Source organism: Burkholderia sp. RF4-BP95 (assembly GCF_001521985.1).
Taxonomy (GTDB): Bacteria; Pseudomonadota; Gammaproteobacteria; order Burkholderiales; family Burkholderiaceae; genus Burkholderia; species Burkholderia diffusa.
The window spans coordinates 31781-52801 of sequence record NZ_LOSX01000070.1; the positions used below are offsets into that span (position 1 = coordinate 31781).

18 protein-coding genes, 1 tRNA gene and 1 pseudogene are annotated in these 21021 nt (G+C 66.6%); 11 read left to right on the forward strand and 9 right to left on the reverse strand.

Annotated elements, in window-relative coordinates:
* Positions 1-149 precede the first annotated feature (149 nt).
* Entirely contained in the window at positions 150-2321 is a 2172-nt protein-coding gene (locus WS46_RS23270) for a phosphocholine-specific phospholipase C (RefSeq protein WP_059691906.1), read from the forward strand.
* 184 nt (positions 2322-2505) lie between these two features.
* Positions 2506-3234 carry a phosphonate utilization associated transcriptional regulator gene (locus tag WS46_RS23275; protein WP_059534880.1) on the forward strand — a complete coding sequence of 243 codons (729 nt, stop codon included), beginning with the start codon at positions 2506-2508 and terminating at the stop codon, positions 3232-3234.
* A gap of 93 nt (positions 3235-3327) precedes the next feature.
* Here WS46_RS23275 and WS46_RS23280 read toward each other — a convergent pair whose 3' ends face one another.
* Positions 3328-4716, reverse strand: a complete 1389-nt coding sequence (locus tag WS46_RS23280) for an FAD-dependent oxidoreductase (protein WP_059691907.1) — start codon at positions 4714-4716, stop codon at positions 3328-3330.
* Positions 4717-4831: 115 nt separating this feature from the next.
* Positions 4832-5046: pseudogene (locus WS46_RS23285) on the reverse strand (2-aminoethylphosphonate--pyruvate transaminase); the annotation flags it as partial.
* 136 nt (positions 5047-5182) lie between these two features.
* On the opposite strand from WS46_RS23285, the gene phnA reads away from it, so the two are divergent.
* Complete coding sequence (phnA, locus tag WS46_RS23290) at positions 5183-6421, forward strand: phosphonoacetate hydrolase (RefSeq protein ID WP_059691975.1); 1239 nt, start codon at positions 5183-5185, stop codon at positions 6419-6421.
* 27 nt (positions 6422-6448) lie between these two features.
* Positions 6449-7903, forward strand: coding sequence for a phosphonoacetaldehyde dehydrogenase (gene phnY / locus WS46_RS23295; protein ID WP_059691909.1), 1455 nt, complete (start codon positions 6449-6451; stop codon positions 7901-7903).
* A 39-nt stretch (positions 7904-7942) separates the two neighbouring features.
* On the opposite strand, the gene WS46_RS23300 is transcribed toward phnY, so the two are convergent.
* Positions 7943-8218, reverse strand: coding sequence for a hypothetical protein (locus WS46_RS23300; RefSeq protein WP_059535130.1), 276 nt, complete (start codon positions 8216-8218; stop codon positions 7943-7945).
* Positions 8219-8550: 332 nt separating this feature from the next.
* On the opposite strand from WS46_RS23300, the gene WS46_RS23305 reads away from it, so the two are divergent.
* The 3 genes from WS46_RS23305 to WS46_RS23315 are packed head-to-tail and all read left to right on the forward strand — an operon-like array spanning position 8551 to position 10783.
* Positions 8551-9333: an amino acid ABC transporter substrate-binding protein gene (locus WS46_RS23305; protein ID WP_059691910.1), complete on the forward strand. Its 783-nt coding sequence runs from the start codon at positions 8551-8553 to the stop codon at positions 9331-9333.
* Positions 9334-9347: 14 nt separating this feature from the next.
* Positions 9348-10028 (forward strand): amino acid ABC transporter permease, encoded by a 681-nt coding sequence (locus WS46_RS23310; RefSeq protein WP_059534893.1) that lies wholly within the window; start codon positions 9348-9350, stop codon positions 10026-10028.
* Complete coding sequence (locus WS46_RS23315; protein ID WP_059534895.1) at positions 10025-10783, forward strand: amino acid ABC transporter ATP-binding protein; 759 nt, start codon at positions 10025-10027, stop codon at positions 10781-10783. The genes WS46_RS23310 and WS46_RS23315 overlap by 4 nt, the downstream gene beginning before the upstream one ends.
* A 29-nt stretch (positions 10784-10812) precedes the next feature.
* Here the strand turns inward: WS46_RS23315 and WS46_RS23320 are convergent, their stop codons facing one another.
* On the reverse strand, positions 10813-11628 hold the full coding sequence (locus tag WS46_RS23320) for an alpha/beta fold hydrolase (protein WP_059691911.1): 816 nt from the start codon (positions 11626-11628) through the stop codon (positions 10813-10815).
* Positions 11629-11709: 81 nt separating this feature from the next.
* Here WS46_RS23320 and WS46_RS23325 point away from each other — a divergent pair, with 81 nt between their 5' ends.
* Positions 11710-12324: a CGNR zinc finger domain-containing protein gene (locus WS46_RS23325; protein WP_059691912.1), complete on the forward strand. Its 615-nt coding sequence runs from the start codon at positions 11710-11712 to the stop codon at positions 12322-12324.
* Positions 12325-12366: 42 nt separating this feature from the next.
* On the opposite strand, the gene WS46_RS23330 is transcribed toward WS46_RS23325, so the two are convergent.
* The gene (locus tag WS46_RS23330) at positions 12367-13416 is read right to left on the reverse strand and encodes a DUF3592 domain-containing protein (RefSeq protein WP_059691913.1); all 1050 of its coding nucleotides are present in this window, start codon (positions 13414-13416) and stop codon (positions 12367-12369) included.
* A gap of 201 nt (positions 13417-13617) precedes the next feature.
* Positions 13618-13693: transfer RNA gene (locus tag WS46_RS23335), tRNA-Lys, on the reverse strand.
* Between the two features lie 191 nt (positions 13694-13884).
* On the opposite strand from WS46_RS23335, the gene WS46_RS23340 reads away from it, so the two are divergent.
* Complete coding sequence (locus WS46_RS23340) at positions 13885-14289, forward strand: PaaI family thioesterase (RefSeq protein WP_059534903.1); 405 nt, start codon at positions 13885-13887, stop codon at positions 14287-14289.
* 8 nt (positions 14290-14297) lie between these two features.
* Positions 14298-15164 (forward strand): patatin-like phospholipase family protein, encoded by an 867-nt coding sequence (locus tag WS46_RS23345; RefSeq protein WP_059691914.1) that lies wholly within the window; start codon positions 14298-14300, stop codon positions 15162-15164.
* A 49-nt stretch (positions 15165-15213) separates the two neighbouring features.
* Here WS46_RS23345 and WS46_RS23350 read toward each other — a convergent pair whose 3' ends face one another.
* Positions 15214-16227, reverse strand: a complete 1014-nt coding sequence (locus WS46_RS23350) for a D-2-hydroxyacid dehydrogenase family protein (protein ID WP_057924643.1) — start codon at positions 16225-16227, stop codon at positions 15214-15216.
* Positions 16228-16653: 426 nt separating this feature from the next.
* Between WS46_RS23350 and WS46_RS23355 the strand changes: the two genes are divergently transcribed.
* Entirely contained in the window at positions 16654-17703 is a 1050-nt protein-coding gene (locus WS46_RS23355; protein ID WP_059534907.1) for a LysR family transcriptional regulator, read from the forward strand.
* A 141-nt stretch (positions 17704-17844) separates the two neighbouring features.
* Here the strand turns inward: WS46_RS23355 and WS46_RS23360 are convergent, their stop codons facing one another.
* The gene (locus tag WS46_RS23360) at positions 17845-20442 is read right to left on the reverse strand and encodes a DNA topoisomerase III (protein ID WP_059691915.1); all 2598 of its coding nucleotides are present in this window, start codon (positions 20440-20442) and stop codon (positions 17845-17847) included.
* A gap of 191 nt (positions 20443-20633) precedes the next feature.
* Positions 20634-21014 carry a thioredoxin family protein gene (locus WS46_RS23365; protein WP_059534911.1) on the reverse strand — a complete coding sequence of 127 codons (381 nt, stop codon included), beginning with the start codon at positions 21012-21014 and terminating at the stop codon, positions 20634-20636.
* Positions 21015-21021: the final 7 nt, after the last annotated feature.

Here is a 21021-nt window from a genome sequence, read left to right on the forward strand (position 1 = left end):
CGCTTCGAAAAAAAGCTGGGGGTGACCGCAAGAAACCTGCTGGAACCGGTCACGGCCGGGACACGCCGGTGCGGAGTAATAGCGGCAACGCACCGACCGCCGGCCCCGCTCGACCGGCGCCACCCTTACCGACCCACAGGATCCTCTTCATGTCCGCCACCAATCGACGCGATTTCCTGCGCCTCGCCGCCCAGTCGGCCGGCGCGATGGCCGCCTACGCCGGCTTCCCGCCCGCGGTCCGCAACGCACTGGCCATACCGGCCGCCTATCGCACCGGCACGATCCGCGACGTCGAACACGTCGTGATCTTCATGCAGGAAAACCGCTCGTTCGACCATTACTTCGGCGGGCTGCGCGGCGTGCGCGGCTTCAACGACCCGCGCCCGCACCTGCTGCCGAACGGTGCGCCGGTGTGGCAGCAGCCGCCGGCGTCGGTGTTCACGAAGAACTACCATTCGCGCGGGCTCGACCCGTCCGCGCCGTACGTGCTGCCGTTCTACCTCGACCCGAAGCAGACGACCGAATTCCAGCCGGGCACCAACCACGGCTGGAGCAGCGGCCACCTGTCCTGGAACAACGGCCAGTGGGACCAGTGGGTGAACCAGAAGCAGGACGTGCTGACGATGGGCTACCTGAAGCGCCAGGATCTCACGTACCACTACGCATTGGCCGACGCGTTCACGATCTGCGACTCGTACTTCTGCTCCGCGCACGCCGACACCGCACCGAACCGCATCTATCTGTGGACCGGCACGATCGACTCGCGCAACGTGTACGGCGCGCAGCCGAACGGCCCCGGCATCGGCGAGCGCAACGACACGAACGGCTACACGTGGACGACCTACGCGGAACGTCTCGAGAACGCGAAGATCAGCTGGAAGGTGTACCAGGGCGGCACGGGCATTCCGGGCGACCCGACCGACAACTACACCGACAATTCGCTGATGTTCTTCAAGAAGTTCCAGGTGAAGGAAGGCGCGAGCGGCCCGCTGGTCGACAAGGGCGCGTCGGACCACACGCTCGCCGAGCTGAAGGCCGACGTGCAGGCGAACCGGCTGCCGCAGGTGTCGTGGATCGTCGCGCCTTACAAGTACAGCGAGCACCCGCAAGCGTCGCCGACCGACGGCGCGTTCTACATCAACATGGTGCTCGAGGCGCTGACGTCGAACCCCGAAGTGTGGGCGAAGACGGTGTTCATCCTCAACTACGACGAGAACGACGGGCTGTTCGACCACGTCGTGCCGCCGGTGCCACCGGTCACGAGCGGCGTGGGCGGCCAGGGCATCGTGTCGTCGAACCTGCTGTCGAATCTCGGCGACGAACTGCTCGACCTGAACAAGTACCCGGGCGAGATGAGCCCGCTCGTGCCGGGCGCGGACCCGGGCGGCATCCAGCCGATCGGCCTCGGGCCGCGCGTGCCGCTGATCATCATCTCGCCGTGGACGAAGGGCGGCTGGGTCTGCTCGGAGACGTTCGACCACACGTCGGTGCTGCGTTTCCTCGAAGCGCGCTTCGGCGTGCAGGAGCCGAACATCAGCGCGTGGCGCCGGTCGGTCTGCGGCGACCTCACGTCGGCATTCGACTTCTCCGCGCGGCCCGATACGCGCACGGTGAGCTTCACGGTGCCGCAGCACATCGCCACCGCCGGCCAGGCGTACCAGGTGCCCGCGCAGCAGTCGATGCCGGCGCAGGAGCCCGGCACGCGTCCGGCGCGCGCGCTGCCGTACGAACTGTTCGTGCATGCCCGCGTGAACGGGCACGACGACAGCGTGTCGCTCGATTTCGCGAACTCGGGTGACGCGGGCGCCGCGTTCTACGTGTACGACCGCCGCAATCCGGCGACGCCGCCGCGCCGCTACGCGGTGTCCTCGCACGACCGCTTCGCCGATACCTGGAGCACGTCGGCCGCGCGCGGCGACTACCATCTCGCCGCCTATGGCCCGAACGGCTATCTGTGCGAATTCCAGGGCAACACGCGGCTGGCCGCGGACGGCCGCCACGCGAACCCGGAAGCGAAGATCGGCTACGACGTGCGCAATCGCCACGTGTACCTGCAACTGCGCAACAGCGGTCGTGCGGCATGCCGCGTGGTCGTCGACAACGCGTACAGCCACGCGCATGCGCGCACCTACACGCTGGAGCCGGGCGAGCGGATCGAAGATCACTTCGAGTTGTCGTCGAGCCACGGTTGGTACGATCTGACGATCACCGCGACGACGCTGCGCGGCGGCGACGACAAGGTCGTGCGCCGTTTCGCGGGCCACGTCGAGACGGGCCGGCCGAGCCAGAGCGATCCGGGGCCGGTGAAGCAGACGGCCTGACGGCAGGCCTGCATCGTGCGGTCCGGCGTGCGTGCGCCGGCCGCACGCTGACCGCATTCCGGCACGAGGAACCGGTTTTTGGAAACTGAAAACTGTTGACAATATATCGGGCCGAGGGTATACAACGATCATTCGCCGACATGGCGCCCTCGTTCTCATCCGCGGCTTCGCTGCCTGCCCGATCATGACTGCCCCGAACGCGCTCAACGCCATCGAACTCCTGCAAAGCCAGTCGCTCGCGATGATTGTCCAGGACATGCTCGAGCGCGCGATCGTGTCCGGCGAATATGCGCCGGGCGAGAAACTCAACGAAGTCGATATCGCGACCAAGCTGAACGTGTCGCGCGGGCCCGTGCGCGAGGCATTCCGTGCGCTCGAGCAGGCCGGGCTGCTGCGCAACGAGAAGAACCGCGGCGTGACGGTGCGCGTCGTGCCGCTGCGCGAGGCAGAGGAAATCTACGAAGTGCGCGCGATGCTCGACGAGTCGGTCGCGCGCGCGCTCGCGAAACGCATTTCGCCCGACACGCTGAAGGTGCTGAAGGGCATCATCCAGTCGATGAAGGATGCGGCGAAGGCGCACGACGTCACGCGCTATACCGAGCTGAACGTGCAGTTCCACGACGCGATGGTGGTCGGGGTCGGCAATACGCACCTCACCGACACCTATCGCCGGCTCGTGCGCCAGCTCGGGCTGCTGCGCCAGGCCGCGATCGAGGCCGAGGAGGACGCGATCGCGGTGTCGGCGGCCGAGCACGGCAAGATCGTGCAGGCGCTCGCGAGCGGCGATGAGGAGAAGGCCGTCGCGCTCGTGCGCGAGCACCTCGCGCACGGCCTCGCGCGGATGCGTCGCACGCACGAGCAGGGGCTGCCCGCGGCGGGCAAGGCGGCGCGCGAGAAAGCCGCGCGCGTGTGACGCGGCCGCACGGGCGGTCGTACCAAAAGCAAAGGGACGCTTCGCAGCGTCCCTTTTTCGTTGCGCTTCGTTGCGCGTCGCGTCATCGCATCGTCACGCCTTGTCGGCCTTGCCCGCCGCGCTCGCGAATTTCGCGAGCCACGTGTCGATCCTCGCCGGCCGTCGGCTCTCGTCTTCCGCGCGCTCCTTGCGGCGGATCGCATTGCGCACGACGTGCGCGCCGACATAGCGGATCGGCTCCGGCGGGAAATGGCCGAGCGGGCCGCGCGCGATCGGACTGCGCGTCCATGCGTTGTCGAGGCCGAGCACCAGCGACGACAGGATCTGCCCGCCCATGTAGGTCGGCCCGACGCCGTTGCCCGAATAGCCGAAGCCGTAGAACACGTTCGGCGCGTCGTCGAGGCGGCCGAAGAACGGGAAGCCCGTCACCGAGCGGTCCGACGGGCCGTTCCAGCTTGCGGTGATCGGCACGCCGGCGAGCGACGGGAAGAATTCGCGCAGGCTCCGCGTGAGCTGCGCCTCGTACGGCGAGCGCCGGTCGAACACCGGCGCGATGCGGCTGCGCCACGAGAACGTGTTGCCGCCCTTGCCGAGCATCAGCCGGCCGTCGGCGGTCGTGCGGTAGTAATACACGAAGATCCGCGAATCGAGCACCGACACGCCGTCCACGAGCCCGGTCCGCTCGAGCAGTTCCGGGCATTTCTCGGTGATGACCATGTCGCTCGACACGACCGCGATCGTGCGTTCGAACTGCGGGAAGCGGCTCGCCATCCACGCGTTGATCGCGAACACCAGCTTGCTCGCGCGCACGCTGCCGGACGGCGTGCGCACGACGGCCGGCTGCCCCGGCGTGAAGTCGACGAGCGGTGTGCGTTCGTAGATCCGGATCCCCATGTCGAGCGCGACGCGGCGCAGCCCGCGCACGAGCTTGCCCGGATGCACGGTCGCGGCGATCGGCGAGTACACGCCGTCGAGATTGCGTGCGGAGCCCGAGCGGCGCGCGACGTCGGCGGCCGGCAGCGGCTCGTAGCTGTGGATGCCGCACGCGGCGAGCGCGTCGAGCACCGGCGCGAGCGTGCCGACCTGCGCGCGCGACGTCGCGGTGTACAGCGTGCCGTCGAGCCGCAGCTCGGCATCGACGCGATGCGCGCGGCAGAAGTCGGCGATGTGCTGGACGGCCGCCTCCGACGCCTTCACGAGCCGGATCGCCTCCGCTTCGCCGAACAGCCTCCGCAGCGTCAGGAATTTCGCGGACCATGTCAGCAGGCAGCCGCCGTTGCGCCCGCTCGCGCCGGCGCCGCACAGGTCGGCCTCGAGTATCGCGATGTCGAGCGCCGGGTTCTGCTGCTTCGCCTGGATCGCGGTCCAGAGCCCGGTGAAGCCGCCGCCGACGATACAGACGTCGGCCTGCGTCGCGCCCTGCAGCGCGGGGGCGAGATCGCCATCGTTGAACAGTGCCTGTTCGATCCAGAAAGGTCGCATCGGATGTCGTGCCGGTAAGGGTCGAAGATTGCCGTGCCGCACACGGCGGGAAAACGAAAGCGAAAACGAAGCCGCCGCGCGGCGATGCGTGACGTCGTGCGGCGAGTGCATCGCGTCAGGTCGCCGCGTCGGCGGACACGCGCCGCACGCCCATCGCCTTCAGCGTGTCGGCGATCGCGGCGACCGCGCCGGGAATACCGGCTCGCCGAAGTGGCCGATGCAGCCGACGCGGAACGTGTCGACTTCCGTCAACTTGCCCGGATACGGAATGTAGCCGCGCTTTTTGACCTCCTGATAAAGGCGCTTGAAATCGTAGTTCGGATCGTCCGGTCTTTTGCCTTCTGTTCTCTGCATGTTGTTGACAATCTACAAATCATCAATTTTAATGTCAAGCATGGAAAAGACCTCCTCGGCGCGGCGCGGGCGCCGACAGCTCGACCCCTTCGAACCGAAAGGACTGAACGTCATGACCGAAACGCCTGTCTCCGTGGAAGTGAACGGCCGCCGCTACAACTGGATGAGCCGCCCCGTGGTGGTGGTCTGCGTCGACGGCTGTGCCTACGAATATCTCGAGATGGCGGCCGAGGCCGGCGTCGCGCCGTTCCTGCGCACGCTGCTGAAGCCGGGCACGGCGCTCAAGGGCGAGTGCGTGGTGCCGAGCTTCACGAACCCGAACAACCTGTCGATCGTGACCGGCGTGCCGCCGGCGATCCACGGGATAAGCGGCAACTACTTCTACGATCGCGACACCGGCGCCGAGGTGCTGATGAACGATCCGAAGTATCTCGTTGCGCCTACCGTGCTCGCGACCTTCGCCGAACAGGGCGCGCGCGTCGCGGTCGTCACCGCGAAGGACAAGCTGCGGCGCCTGCTCGGCAAGGGGCTCAAGGGCATCTGCTTCTCGTCGGAGAAGGCCGACGAGGCGAGCCTCGAGGAAAACGGCATCGACAACGTGCTCGAGCTGGTCGGCAAGCCGGTGCCGAGCGTGTACAGCGCGGACCTGTCCGAGTTCGTGTTCGCGGCCGGCGTGCGCCTGCTCGAGACGCGCCCGATCGACCTGATGTACCTGTCGACGACTGACTACGTGCAGCACAAGTGCGCACCCGGCACCGACGGCGCGAACGCGTTCTACCAGATGATGGACGCGTACCTGAAGCGGCTCGACGCGCTCGGCGCGATCGTCGCGATCACGGCCGACCACGGGATGAACGCGAAGCACGACGGCGAGACCGGCGAGCCGAACGTGATTTATCTGCAGGAGCTGTTCGACGAGTGGCTCGGCCACGACGCCGCGCGCGTGATCCTGCCGATCACCGATCCGTACGTCGTGCATCACGGTGCGCTCGGCTCGTTCGCGACCGTCTACGTGCCGGCTTCCGCCGACGCCGACGCGCTGCGCGCGCGGCTCGCCGAGGTGGACGGCATCGAGATCGTGCTGACGGGCGCCGAAGGTTGCGCGCGCTTCGAGCTGCCGCCCGACCGGATGGGCGACCTGATCGTGATCTCGAAGCAGGACGTCGTGCTCGGCACGCGCCGCATCAAGCACGACCTGTCGGGCCTCGACGTGCCGCTGCGCTCGCACGGCGGGATCTCCGAACAGATCGTGCCGCTGATCTTCAGCAAGCCGGTCGCGACCGACGTCACGGGTCGCGCGCGACTACGCAACTTCGACATCATCGACATCGCGCTCAATCATCTGCAGTGACGCGGACGCATCCGCCAGGGAGACATCATGAACGCCATTGCAGCCTCGACGGCGGCCCGCTCGCCTCATCGTGAAGCACTGCGAATCGATGGGGAGCGGATTCATCGAGACGCGGTGATCGAGGTTCGCAACCCGTACGACGGAACGCTGGTCGGCACCGTGCCGAAGGCGACGCTCGACGACGTGCGACGCGCATTCGCCGTCGCGCGTGCATACCGGCCATTGCTTACGCGCCACGAGCGTGCGGCGATCCTGCGCCGCGCGGCCGACATCGTGCGTGCGCGCACCGCCGAGATCGCGGCGCTGATCACGGCCGAGGCCGGGTTGTGCATCAAGGATTCGACGTACGAAGCGGGGCGCGTGGCCGACGTGCTCACGTTCGGCGCGGGCGAAGTGCTGAAGGACGACGGGCAGATCTTCTCGTGCGATCTGACGCCGCACGGCAAGAAGCGTCGCGTGTACACGCAGCGCGAACCGCTGCTCGGCGTGATCTCCGCGATCACGCCGTTCAACCATCCGATGAACCAGGTCGCGCACAAGGTCGTGCCGTCGGTCGCGACCAACAACCGGATCGTCGTGAAGCCGTCGGAGAAGGTGCCGCTGTCGTGCTACCTGTTCGCGGACATCCTGTATGAAGCCGGCCTGCCGCCGCAAATGCTGCAGGTGATCACCGGCGACCCGAACGAAATCGCGGACGAGCTGATCACGAACCCGGCGATCGATCTGATCACGTTCACCGGCGGCGTGTCGATCGGCAAGTCGATCGCGTCGCGGATGGGCTACCGGCGCGCGGTGCTCGAACTCGGCGGCAACGATCCGATCATCGTGATGGAAGACGCCGATCTCGACGAAGCGAGCACGCTCGCCGTGTCGGGCTCGTACAAGAACTCGGGGCAGCGCTGCACCGCGATCAAGCGCATGCTCGTGCATGAGGCGGTGGCCGATCGCTTCACCGAGCTGGTCGTTGAGAAAACCCGCGCGTGGGCTTACGGGAATCCGGCGGATCCGTCGGTCGACATGGGCACCGTGATCGACGAAGCGGCCGCGAAGTTCTGCGAGCAGCAGGTGAACGACGCGATCGCGCGCGGTGCGCGGCTCCTGGTCGGCAACGTGCGCGACGGCGCGTTGTATTCGCCGACGGTCGTCGATCGCGTGACGCCCGACATGCCGCTCGTAAAGTACGAAACGTTCGGGCCGGTGTCGCCGATCATGCGCTTTCGCGACATCGACGACGCGATCCGGATGTCGAACAGCACCGACTATGCGTTGTCGTCGTCGGTCTGCACGAACCGCTTCGACAGCATCACGCGCTTCATCACGGAGCTCGAGGTCGGCAGCGTGAACGTGCGCGAGGTGCCGGGCTACCGGCTCGAACTGACGCCGTTCGGCGGCGTGAAGGATTCGGGCCTCGGCTACAAGGAAGGCGTGCAGGAGGCGATGAAGAGCTTCACGAACACGAAGACCTATTCGCTACCGTGGTAAGCGGTGCATGATGCGGACTCATCGGCCGCCACGCGACGGTCAATCCTCGTCTTCGTGATGGTGACGACGCCAGCCGCGATGCCAGCCGTTGTCGTGCCGGTAGTAGCGGTAACGGTAGTCGCCGTAGTACGGGCCGTAATAGACAGGTGCCGGCTCGTAAATCACGGGTGGCGGCGGCGCGTAGTAGACCGGCGGCGCTTCGATAACGGGGCCTGGCACCCCGAAATACACGCCGATGTCGGCACGCGCGAACGCACTTGCCGACAGGCAGGCGGCCGCGATGCCGAGAGCACTGGACAACAGGATGCGTTTCATTTTCCGTTCACTCCGTTCGCGGGCGGCAAGGCCCGCGAGCAATCGGTTCACCATGTCTTCATGGTACGTAGCGCTTGCCGAATGGGTGATACCGCATCGTCGCTTCTGTAACTGCCGGTAACGAATCGTCGTACGATCGCCGCGCTGTATCGCGACGGATTTTGTCTGCGGAATGGACGTGGCCGGCCGGCGCGTTCGTTATTCGACGCGCTCATATCGTTAGCGGATTTGCGTTTTTGCCGGATATCGGCGCGTCGGTAGAATTCGCGGACCTCTCGCGCGGCCGTTCGGGCCGGCGGGTCCACTCCCTTCCATCGTTCGGGGTCCGCACCATGAAATTCCTTCGCTCCATCCTGGTCGTCGCATTGCTGCAGGCCACTGCCGTCACGAGCGCGCTAGCGGCCGACGGTCTCGCGCAGATCAAGTCGGCCGGCGTGTTCCGGGTCGGCACCGAAGGCACCTATGCACCATTCACGTATCACGATGCGTCGGGCAAGCTGACCGGCTTCGACGTCGACATCGCGGCCGCGATCGCGCAACGGCTCGGCGTGAAGGCGGAGTTCGTCGAAGGCAAGTGGGACGGGCTGATCGCGGGCCTCGACGTGAACCGATACGACGCGGTCGTCAACGAAGTGTCGATCACCGATGCGCGCAAGGCGAAATACGATTTCTCGACGCCGTACATCACGTCCCACGCGGTGCTGATCGTGCGCGCGGACAACACGTCGATCCGCTCGTTCGACGACCTGAAGGGCAAGAAATCCGCGAACACGCTGACCAGCAATTTCGGCAAGCTCGCGGCCGCGCACGGCGCGGACGTGGTGCCCGTGCAGGGCTTCAACGAATCGATCGACCTGCTGAGCGCGGGGCGCGTCGACGCGACGATCAACGATTCGCTGTCGTACCTCGATTTCCGCAAGCACAAGCCCGACGCGAAACTGAAGGTCGCGGCGACCGACACGAGCGGCGCCGGCGATGCATCGGGCGTGCTGCTGCGCAAGGGCAGTCCCGCGCTGGTGGCGGCGATCGACAAGGCGCTCGCGGACATCAAGGCCGACGGCACCTACGCGAAGATCTCGCAGAAATACTTCGGCCGCGACGTGTCGCAGCCGTGACGCGAGGCTGACCGATGCCGCCCTGGTTGCACCTGATGGCGGAATCGCTGCGGCCCCTGCTGGTGGCGGGGCTCGTGTTCACGGTTCCGCTCACGCTCGCGTCGTTCGCGATCGGCCTGCTGCTCGCGTTCGGCGCGGCGCTCGCGCGCCTGTTCGGGCCGCGCTGGGCGCAGGCCGGCGTGCGTTTCTACATCTGGTTGTTTCGCGGCTCGCCGCTGCTCGTGCAGCTGTTCGTGATCTTCTACGGATTGCCGAACGTCGGCATCGTGCTCGATCCGCTGACCGCCGCCGTGATCGGCTTCTCGCTGAACGTCGGCGCGTACAACGCCGAGGTGATCCGCGGCGTGATCGAGTCGATCCCGAAGGGGCAGTGGGAAGCCGCGTACTCGATGGCGATGACGCGCGCGCAGGCGCTGCGCCGCGCGATCCTGCCGCAGGCCGCGCGCGTCGCGCTGCCCGCGCTGTCGAACTCGTTCATCTCGCTGGTGAAGGACACGTCGCTCGCGGCCGTGCTGACCGTGCCCGAGATCTTCCAGGCTGCGCAGCGCATCGCGGCCGTCACCTACGAGCCGCTGATCCTCTATACGGAAGCCGCGCTGATCTATCTGCTGTTCAGCTCGGTGCTCTCGTCGCTGCAACGTCGGCTCGAGCTCCGCTTCGGGCGTCATGCGTTGTTCCACGCGGAGTTGCGATGATCCGTCTCGAACGCATCGACAAATCGTTCGGCGCGCAGCGCGTGCTGACCGGCATCGACCTCGCGTTGCAGCCCGGCAGCGTGACCGCGTTGATCGGGCCGTCCGGCAGCGGCAAGAGCACGCTGCTGCGCTGCGTGAACCTGCTCGAAGTGCCGGAGGCGGGCGTGCTCACGGTCGGCGATGCCCGCATCGACTTCGCGGCGGGGCGTCGCCCGTCGCGCGATCACGTGTTCGCGGTGCGCCGTCAGACCGGCATGGTGTTCCAGAACTTCCAGTTGTTTCCGCATCTGAGCGTCGTGCAGAACGTGATGGAAGGGCTCGTGACCGTGCAGCGCTGGCCGCGCGAGCAGGCGCGCGAACGGGCGCTCGCGTTGCTGGACAAGGTCGGTATCGCCGACAAGGCCGACGCATGGCCCGCGACGCTGTCGGGCGGCCAGCAGCAGCGCGTGGCCATCGCGCGCGCGCTCGCACCGTCGCCGCAGGTGCTGCTGTGCGACGAGCCGACGTCCGCGCTCGATCCTGAATTGTCCGTCGAAGTCGTCGAAGTGCTGCGCCAGCTCGCGCGGGAAGGCACGACGATGCTGATGGCCACGCACGACCTGCGCCTGGCGGCGTCGGTCGCGCACGATGCGGTGTTTCTCGCGGATGGCCGGGTGGTCGAGGCCGGCGCATCGCGCGAACTGTTCGGGCGGCCGCGCGATCCGCGCACCGCGAAGTTCGTCGCGACGCTCGCGCAGGGCGTGCCGGCCTTCTGATTTGCTGTGCCACGCGATTGCGTGGGCGATCATTCCTGTCCGTGTGCGTCGAGCACCGCGGCGACGATCGCCTCGGGCGCATCCTCCTGGACCAGGTGTCCCGCACACGGCACGCGGATCAGCTTGCCGCCCGCGATGCGATCGGCGAGGGCCTGCCCCTGTTCGAGCGGAATCCACGCGTCGTCCTCACCCCACACGATGCGCACCGGAAAGTCCGGCGGCGCATAGCGTGCCTCGGCTTCCTCGATGTAACGCTGGCGCATTTGCGCGATCTGTCGATAGAACGCCGGCTGGCCGGTCGGCGTGAGCCATGGCGAGCGATAGATCGACAGCACGTCGTCGCTCAACGGTCGCGCGACGGCATGGCCGATGTAGGCCGACACGAGCGCATGGTGCGCATATGCCGGCAGCCCGGTGAACGCGGCTTCGTGCTGCGCGACATGCCGCACGAACGGCGAGCCTTGCGGCGCGATCGCGACCGGGTTCACGAGCGTCAGGTCCGAATACGCGATGCCGTCGAGGAAGTGCGCGCGCAGCACGGTCGCGCCGCCGTAATCGTGCGCAAGCACGCGCGGGCGCGAAATTTTCCATTCGTCGAGCAGGGCGCCGAACAGCACGTTCTGCCGGCCGAGCGAGACGTCCGCGTCGGGCATGTCCGACTGGCCGTAGCCGAGCAGGTCGTAGAAGAACACGCGATGGCGTCGCGCGAGCCATGGCGCGATCCGGCGCCACACCTGGGATGAAAACGGCGTGCCGTGCACGAGCACGAGCGGCGGACCTTCACCGAGCGTGCCCCATGCGATCCGGTGACCGTCGAAAACGAAGCGATTGGCGAGATCGAGCATCGGTGCCTCCGTGCTAACCTGTTTGGGTTGATAACAGGTTACGCCTGTTCATCCGGATATGAAACCGATAGGTGGAAATAAATGGTTACTCGACACGAGCCTGCGCGACAGGCGCACGCATGGACCGCGGCCGATTTCGTCGGCGGCCATCCGGCGCTGGATTTCCTGAACACGGTGGCCGACACGGGCAAGACGCGCGACGAGGACAAACTCGTCGACTGGGCGGCCGTGCGCGCATGGGCGGGGAAGTCGGGCTTGCTGGCTCGGGCCGACCTGACACGGTTTCTGCGTTATCCCCGGCAGGACGGCGCGGACGAACTCGCCGCGCTGCACGGTTTTCGCGAGGATGCATACGTGGCGCTCGCGCACCTGACGAGCGGTGGCGGCGGCAGCGCCGGCGCGCGGGCGGCGCATCGGCTCGCGGAGGCGATTCGCGATGCGATCGGGCGCAGCACGTTCGACGCGGTCGATGGCCGCTTCGCATGGCGGCCCGATGCGCGTGCGGCGTCGCGCTGGGTCGACGCGGCCGCGCTCGGGTTCGAGCATCTGCTGCGCGGCGACGACTTCGCGCGCGTGCGGCAGTGCGGCCGCTGTACGTGGTTCTTCGTCGATCGCGGCCGCGGCGTCGGGCGACGCTGGTGCGACATGCGCACGTGCGGGAATCGCGCGAAGGTGGAGGCGTTCAGGGAGCGGTGAGGCGAGGGCCGTGGTGTCGGCGGCCCGGCTGCTCCGCGTTCGTCATTCAGTGAGTTCGTGCGGCCGATGGTCGGGCCATAGCGCACCGATGACGAACAATCCGGCGACGAGGAACGGCGCGCCGATCGCGAACAGGATCGCCGTGAGTCCCCACCGGTCCCAGAACCGGTCGATGACCGCGCGCTCGGGTATGACGGGGTCGTACAGCACGTTGACCAGCTCGCCTTCGTACAGGCCGGGGCGCGATGAAGCCGAGCCTTGCGCGAACGTGACCGGGCGGCCGCTGTCCGTCGTGAACGCAATGGTCGCCGAATAGAGCGACGTGCGTGTGCGGGACGATTGGGCGGATTCGGTGATCTCGACGACGTGGCCGGTCGAGTGCGCGTAATGGCGGGCGATCTGCCATTGTCTCAGCCCGGCGGCGCCGGCGCCGGCCAGGAAGCCGGTGCCGATCGCGATCGGCATCAGCACGATCGCGATGTTCCAGCGGCGCCGGGCCGACTTGCCGGCGGCCGGTGCGGCAAGCACGTCGGCGTGCCGGCTGCGGCGCTCGCTCCTGTACAGCAGGCTGCCGATCGCAAGCGACGCGACCGCGAGCAGAGTCGGCACCGCGACGGGAAACCAGCGTTGCGTGAAATCGTCGATCAGCGCGGGACGGTTCGGATGGGCCGGATCGACCAGGACGTCCACGCTTTCGCCGATGTCGTACGCCGGGACCACCGATGCGGTATTGCCGGCGACTTCACGGCGATGGCCGTCGTTCGCGAGATAGGCGACGATCGGGCGGTATCCGCGCATCGCGTCGCTGTCCTGCACGATGCGCACGACCGTGCCCGGCGTGCGGACCAGATCACCCACCGCATGGCTCGCGATGACGGCCAGCATCGCTGCGACCACGAGCAGTGCAACGCCGAGCGCGAGTGCGACGAGCGCGTCCTTACGTGGCATGGCCGGATTCGCGGTGCGCGTCGCGCGACGGGGCTGGATGCGATCGGGGGGATGGCGCGACTCGACGCGCGCGCCGCTGTCGGCGTGACCATGCCCTCTGAATGGTCGCGTCTCGCTCACATGATTCCATGTCTGACGTCCCATGCTCTCTCAGTGCCGGCGGCGATATGGCGATCGCCGTCCCGGTCGTGTGATATTTTGTCGGACGATTCTAGCGGAAAGTGCGCGGGGCGAGGCATGTATGTAATTGCATGCCGTGATGCGAGGGAGTCAGGCGGGCGCCTGAATCGGTCGCCGGAACGGAAAAAGGCCGGTCAGCTTGCGCTGACCGGCCTTTTGAATTCCTGGTGGGGCGTGAGTGACTCGAACACTCGACCTACGGATTAAGAGTCCGCTGCTCTACCAACTGAGCTAACGCCCCCAACAGAAGAGAGATTATGCACGGGTATTTCGGTCTTGGCAAGCGCTTTCTGCAAATTTCCTGAAAATACTTCGTCACGGCCCCGGCGGCTCCCCGCGCGGTCACGAGCGATCGCAGTTGGCGCGCTCCCGGTATGATGACGTCCACACCTGTTGCGCGGCGGTCGCGCAACGTTTTCTGGACATTCGAAGATGGACGAAAACGCAGTCCGCGAATTGTTGGACCGCCTGCTGGCCCCGTGGGTCCGCTCGCTCGGTCTGGTCCCCGTATCGATCGGCGACGACAGCGTCACGATGCGCCTGCCGTTTTCCGGCGAATTCCGTCATTCGGGCGGCATCATCTGCGGGCAGGTGTTCACGGCCGCCGCCGACACCGCGATGGTGGTCGCGATCTCGGTCGCGCTCGGCGAGTTCCGGCCGATGACCACCGTGTCGCTGAACACGAATTTCATGCGTCCGGTGCGCAAGGGCGACGTGCTCGTCACCGCGCGCGTGCTGCGGATGGGCCGCAACCTGGTGTTCGGCGAAGTCGAGCTGTTCGACGAGGACGGCAAGATGGCCGTTCACGCAACGTCGACCTACGCGCTCGTCGGCTGAGCGGCGCGATGTTCGACCAGATCGTTTTCGCGGGCGGCGGCAATCGCTGCTGGTGGCAGGCCGGCTTCTGGGACGTTGCCCAGCCGGCGCTCGGCTTGCGTCCGCGCGTGATCGCCGGCATCTCGGCCGGCGCGGCGACCGCCTGCATGCTGTATACGCGCGACGCCGCGTGGGTGATGCGCTATTACGAGGAGGCGCTGCGCCACAACCGCAAGAACGCGTACTTGGGAAACCTGTTCGGGCGCGAGCCGGTGTTTCCGCATTACCGTATCTACCGTCAGGCGCTGCTCGACATCTACGGCGAGCCGTTCCCGCAACTTGCCGACGCGCCGGAGATCCGCATCGGCGTGTCGCACGTGCCGCGCTGGCTCGGCGCGCGCAGCGCGGTCGCGGCCGGCCTCGTTGCATACAACATCGAAAAGTACGTGCGCAAGACGCTGCACCCGACGCTCGGGCGCACGCTCGGCTTCCGGCCCGAGTTCGTGCGCGCGCAGGCATGCGCGAGCGTCGAAGAACTCGCCGACCTGATCCTGCAGTCGTCGTGCACGCCGCCGTTCACGCCGGTGCTGCGCCGCGGCGGCCGGCCGGTGCTCGACGGCGGCATGGTCGACAACGTGCCGGTCGACGCGCTCGACGCATCGCCGGGCGACGTGCTGGTGCTCGTCACGCGGCTGTATCCGCGCCCGCAGATGTTCACGGTCGCGCATGGCGACCAGCGGCGGCTCTATGTGCAGCCGTCGAGCAAGGTGCCGATTTCGAGCTGGGATTACACGAGTCCGTCGCAGATGCGGCATGCATACGACCTCGGACGGCGCGACGGCGAGCATTTCCTCACGCGCGTCGACGCGATGACGGGCGGCCGCGTGGCCGCCTGAAGGCGGGAACGGAGAAACGGAGCCGCGCGGCGAACGCGGCTCGCGCCGGTCAGCGCACGCGGCGCGGCGTCAGCGCTTCCGGATTGACGACGCTCGACAGGTCGCCCTGGTCGAACGCGAGGATGTTCCGGAACGCCGCGCTGAAGTAGAGCTCGTAGCTTTCTCGCTCGACGTAGCCGATGTGCGGCGTGCAGATCACGTTTTCCATCCGCAGCAGGCTGTAGCCCTGCAGGATCGGCTCGCTCTCGAACACGTCGATCGCGACCATCCCCGGACGGTTGTGCGACAGCGCGTTGACGAGCGCGTTTTCCTCGAGCAGTTCCGCGCGGCTCGTGTTGACGAGCAGCGACGTCGGCTTCATCCGCATCAGGTCTTCCTGCTTCACGATCCCGCGCGTGTCGTCGTGCATGCGCAGGTGCAGCGACAGCACGTCGCTCTGCTCGAACAGCGCTTCGCGGCTCTCGGCGGCGGTGTAGCCGTCGGCGCGTGCGGCCTCGAGCGAATGCTCGCGGCCCCAGATCAGCACGTTCATCCCGAACGCCTTGCCGTAGCCGGCGACCAGCCGGCCGATCTTGCCGTAGCCCCAGATGCCGAGCGTCTGGCCGCGCAGCACCTGGCCGAGACCGAAGTTCGGCGGCAGCGCCGACGTCTTCAGGCCCGACTGTTGCCAGGCACCCTGTTTCAGGTTCGCGACGTATTGCGGAATGCGGCGCTGGGCAGCCATCACGAGCGCCCAGGTCAGTTCGGCGGGCGCGACCGGCGAACCCGTGCCTTCGAGCACCGCGATGCCGCGATCGGTACACGCTTCGAGGTCGATGTGGCTCGAGATACGGCCGGTCTGGCTGATCATGCGCAGGTTCGGCAGCTTGGCGAGCAATTGCGACGAAATCGGCGTGCGCTCGCGAATCAGCACGAGCGCCTCGACTTCCGCCAGGCGGCTCGCGAGTTGCCCCAGGCCGCGTACCGTGTTGTTGAAGACCTTCACGTCGTGCTCGGCGAGCATCTCGAAGCAGTTCAGCTTGCGGACGGCGTCCTGGTAGTCGTCGAGGATGGCAATTTTCATGATCAGCGGGAGTCGCGCGTTGAAAGCGGCAGTGGCGGCGGCGCACGTCGCGCACCCGTCCCGCCCGGCCGGGGCCGACATGATGCTACGTCGGCGGACGTCGTGGTGTCTTTTTAACAGGTTGTTACGCTCCGCCGCAATCGGCGCCGGCCAGACCCGGCGCCGCTCCCGTCGGCTGCGGCGGGGTGCGATGTTGTGTCGCATCAGACACGTCCTTCCTGATTCGGCCGCTTACCGGACGAGGTTCACCCAATTGTTGCTTCAATCAGAATAATTGGATCATCCATTCGCGATGAGTGAGGATTTTTGACTATTTTTATCGTCAACGCAGGCCTTGTTGAGCAACTCTGCATCATTTCCGCTGTCGTAGGAGAATTACGCATATGCTTCAACTTTTTGAAGTTGTAACAGCGGCAGGAGTCGTTTATGGATCATTTGCAGTCGATGCGCGTGTTCGTCAAGGTTGCGGATCTCGGCAGTTTCGCGCGGGCCGCGAGTGCAATGGATATCTCCAACGCGGTCGCGACGCGTCACGTCGCCGATCTGGAAGGCCGGCTCGGCACGCGTCTGCTGAACCGCACCACGCGCAGCCTTTCGCTGACGGAGTCGGGCCAGGTCTACCTGGAGCGGGCGCGCCAGATTCTCGATGAGCTCGAGGATGTCGAACAGATGGTCGTCGCGCGCAATCACGAGCCGGTCGGCACGCTGCGCATCGTCGCGCCGGTCGTGTTCGGCCTGCACAACCTTGCGCCCGTCCTGCAGTCGTACACCGAGAATTTCCCGAAAGTGGTGCCGGATCTGACGCTGGTCGATCGCCAGGTCGATCTCGTCGAGGAAGGTTTCGACGTCGGCATCGTCGTCACGCGTCAGATGCGCAGCGCGAGCATCGTCACGCGTCGGCTGACCACGGGCTGCATGACCGTGTGCGCGACGCCGAGCTACCTGGAAAAGCACGGCGTGCCGACCCACCCGGAACATCTCGCCGAACACCCGGCGCTGAGCTTGCCGACCGAATACTGGGGCGACGAGCGCGTGTTCACGGGGCCGGACGGCGAAGTGCGCGTGCGCCCGACCAACGTGATCGTCGCGAACAACACCGCGATGCTGCGCCAGTTCGCGCTGCTCGGGATGGGTGTCGCGATCCTGCCGAGCTACCTGATCGGCAGCGACATCGCGCGCGGTGCGCTGGTGCGGCTGCTGCCGGATTTCCGGCTGCCGCAGGTCGAGATCAACATCGCATATCCGAGCCGGCGCCATCTGCCTGCGAAGGTGCGCACGTTCATCGACCACCTCGTCGAGTATTTCAGCCACTCGACCGACGCGACGATGGGCGAACAGTGGGCCGCACAGGGTGCTGCGCCTGCGCCGATCGGCGTCGAGACGCGTGCCGAGCCGCCCGAATCGACCGGCCCGAACCTGCAGCCGCGCCTCGCGCGTTCGCCGCGCGCGCGGGTCGCGGTGCCGTCGCCGCTGTAACGTCGCGGCGGTCGCGCACCGACACGGCCAGCATCAAGAAAAAACGCGGATCGAGCGATCGATCCGCGTTTTTTTATCGCTGCTTGCATGGCCGTGCGTCCGACGTGCGACGCGCCGGGGGAGCCCCCGGCAGCCGGAGCATTACGAGCCGGTCTTGCGCGCCGTCGTCTTGCGGGCGGCGGTCTTGCGAGCCGGTGCCGGCTTCTCGTCGGCGCCTTCCGTGACGGTTTCGGCGTCCTTCGTCGCCGATTTTGCCGTCTTCTTCGCGGCGGCAGCCTTCGGCTCCTTCTTCTCGAACTCGAAACCGATCTTGCCGTCCGGCTGCTTCACGAGGAAGGCCTTGAAGTTGCGCCCCGTGCGCGACGACTTGAAGTTCGGTAGCAGATCCGTGCGGCCGTCGGCCAGCAGCTTCGCCATCTGCTCGCGCGTGATTTCCTGCTGCAGGATCACCTTGCCCGAACGGAAGTCGCAGGTTTTCGGATTCGCGACCGAGTGCTCGCACACATAGCTCATCCCGTGCTCGAACACGCGGCCCTTGCACTTCGGGCACGCGCCGACCGGTTCCTGCGCGGAGAAGTCGGGCGCCTCGCCTTCCTCACCGCCCTGGTCCTGGCCGAAGTCGAACTCGAGCTTGTAGTTCTTCGTCTCGTCGTCGAACGAGAGCTTCAGGATCGCCGAGAACGGACGGCCCATCTTGCTGCGGAAGCCGGACAGCGGACCGATCGTCTTCTGCTGCAGCAGCTCCTCGACTTCCGCGATCTCGAACTGCCGGCTACCCGGAATCTTCGAGATCGAGAACTCGCACTTCGTGCACGCGAAGCGGCGGTAGTTTTCCTTCACCTGGCCGCCGCAGTTCGGGCATGGCGTCTCGAGCGTCGCGTAATCGCCGGGGATCGTGTCGGAATCGTATTCCTTCGCGCGCTTGACGATCTGCTGCGTCATGCGGGCGATTTCCTGCATGAACGCGTCGCGCCCGAGGTTGCCGCGCTCCATCTGCGACAGCTTGTATTCCCATTCGCCGGTGAGCTCGGGCGCGGTCAGCTCCTTCACGCCGAGCCCGCGCAGCAGCGTCATCAGCTGGAATGCCTTCGCGGTCGGGATCAGTTCGCGGCCTTCGCGCACGAGATATTTCTCGCCGAGCAGGCCTTCGATGATCGCCGCGCGCGTCGCCGGCGTGCCGAGGCCCTTCGCGGCCATCGCCTCGCGCAGCTCGTCGTCCTCGACGAGCTTGCCCGCGCCTTCCATCGCCGACAGCAGCGTCGCTTCCGAGTAGCGTGCGGGCGGCTTCGTCACGAGCGCGACCGCGGCGATCTCGTCCGTCTTCACCTTCTCGTCCTTCTGCACCGGCACGAGGTTCGCGTCCGCGCCTTCGGCGTCGCGGCCGTACACCTGCAGCCAGCCCGGCTCGACGAGCACCTTGCCTTCGGTCTTGAAGTGATGACCGGCGACTTCGGTGATCCGCGTCGTGACGCGGAATTCGGCCGCCGGGAAGAACACCGCGAGGAAGCGCTTCACGACCATGTCGTACAGCTTCTGCTCCGGCTCGGACAGCGACTTCGGCGCCTGCAGCGTCGGGATGATTGCAAAGTGGTCGCTGATCTTCGAGTTGTCGAAGATCCGCTTGTTCGGCTTCACCCAGCCCTTGTCGAGCACCTGCTTCGCGTGCGGCAGGTAGTTGTGGCTCTCCTTGAGCATCTCGAGCGTGGACTGCACCGTCGAGAGGTAGTCTTCCGGCAGCGCGCGCGCGTCGGTACGCGGGTAGGTCAGCACCTTGTGCTTTTCATACAGCGCCTGCGCGAGACCGAGCGTGTTCTTCGCGGAGAAGCCGAAGCGGCTGTTCGCTTCGCGCTGCAGGCTCGTCAGGTCGAACAGCAGCGGCGACAGCTGGGTCGACGGCTTCGATTCCTCGGACACCGTGCCGACCTGGTCGCGGCACGCGGCGACGATCGTTTCGGCGGCCGGCAGGCTCCACAGGCGGGAGTCGCGCTTTTCAGGATCGAATTCGTCGCGCTTGAATTTCGGGTCGAACCACTTGCCTTCGTAGAATCCGCCCGCGCACGCGAACTCGGCCTTCACTTCCCAGTAGTCGCGCGGGATGAAACGGCGGATTTTCTCTTCACGTTCGACGACGATCGACAACGTTGGCGTCTGAACGCGGCCGACGGTCGTCAGGAAGAAGCCGCCGCCCTTGCTGTTGAACGCGGTCATCGCCCGCGTGCCGTTGATCCCGACGAGCCAGTCGGCTTCCGAGCGGCAGCGTGCGGCGTCGGCGAGCGGCTGCATGTCCGTGTCGCTGCGCAGATGCGCGAAACCGTCGCGGATCGCCTGCGGCGTCATCGACTGCAGCCAGAGGCGCTGGACCGGCTGTTTCGCCTTCGCGTGCTGCACGATCAGGCGGAAAATCAGCTCGCCCTCGCGCCCCGCGTCACATGCGTTGATCAGGCGGTCGACGTCCTTGCGCTTCATGAGCTTGGTCAGGACTTTCAGGCGCGACTCGCTTTTTGCGATCGGGTTCAGGTCGAAATGCGGGGGGATGACGGGCAGATGAGCGAAGCTCCATTTCCCGCGCTTGACCTCGTACTCTTCCGGGGCGGCGATTTCCAGCAGGTGGCCGACCGCGGACGACAGGACGAATTCGTCGCTCTCGAAGTATTCGTCATGCTTGGTAAAGCCGCCCAAAGCGCGCGCGATGTCGTTCGCGACAGAAGGCTTTTCCGCAATGATCAGTGCTTTGGACATGACAGATGTGTGTTGGTAGACCGGGTTCGCCGGCGTGGGTCCCTTTTACGACGGCTTTATAGCACACGCCGCGGCGACGGCGGCGCGGCGTGCAAAAAGCGGCTCATCATAGTGGGGGGCCGCAACGGCGGCAAGCGCCCGGCGCGGCGGCACGCGCAACGGCGCGAAAAGCTGCCGGGCCAGTGCGCGGCTTACGCCTCGACATTCAGGATGTTGCGCAATTTCGGTGCGTGCGGCGCGCCGGGCACGGCGCTCAGGTCGGACAGCATCCGTTCGACGATCGCCGCGTGCGGCAGCACCGTGCCGAAAAAGCGCGCGGTGTTCGCGTCCTCGATCAGGATCGTCGGAAAATTCTCGACGTCGAGATCGTCGAGCCGGTCGGCATGGGTTTCGACGTCGATCCACGCGAAGCAGGCGTCGGGATGGGCGTCGGCGAGCTGGTCGAAGGCCGTTCGGTAGTCACGGCAGGTGCCGCACCATTCGGCGCACAGGCAGGCGACCAGCAGCGTGTCGGGATCGGCGAGGCGCTCGGCGATCCGATCGGCATCGGTGTCGAGATTCAGCGCGGGCATGGAATTC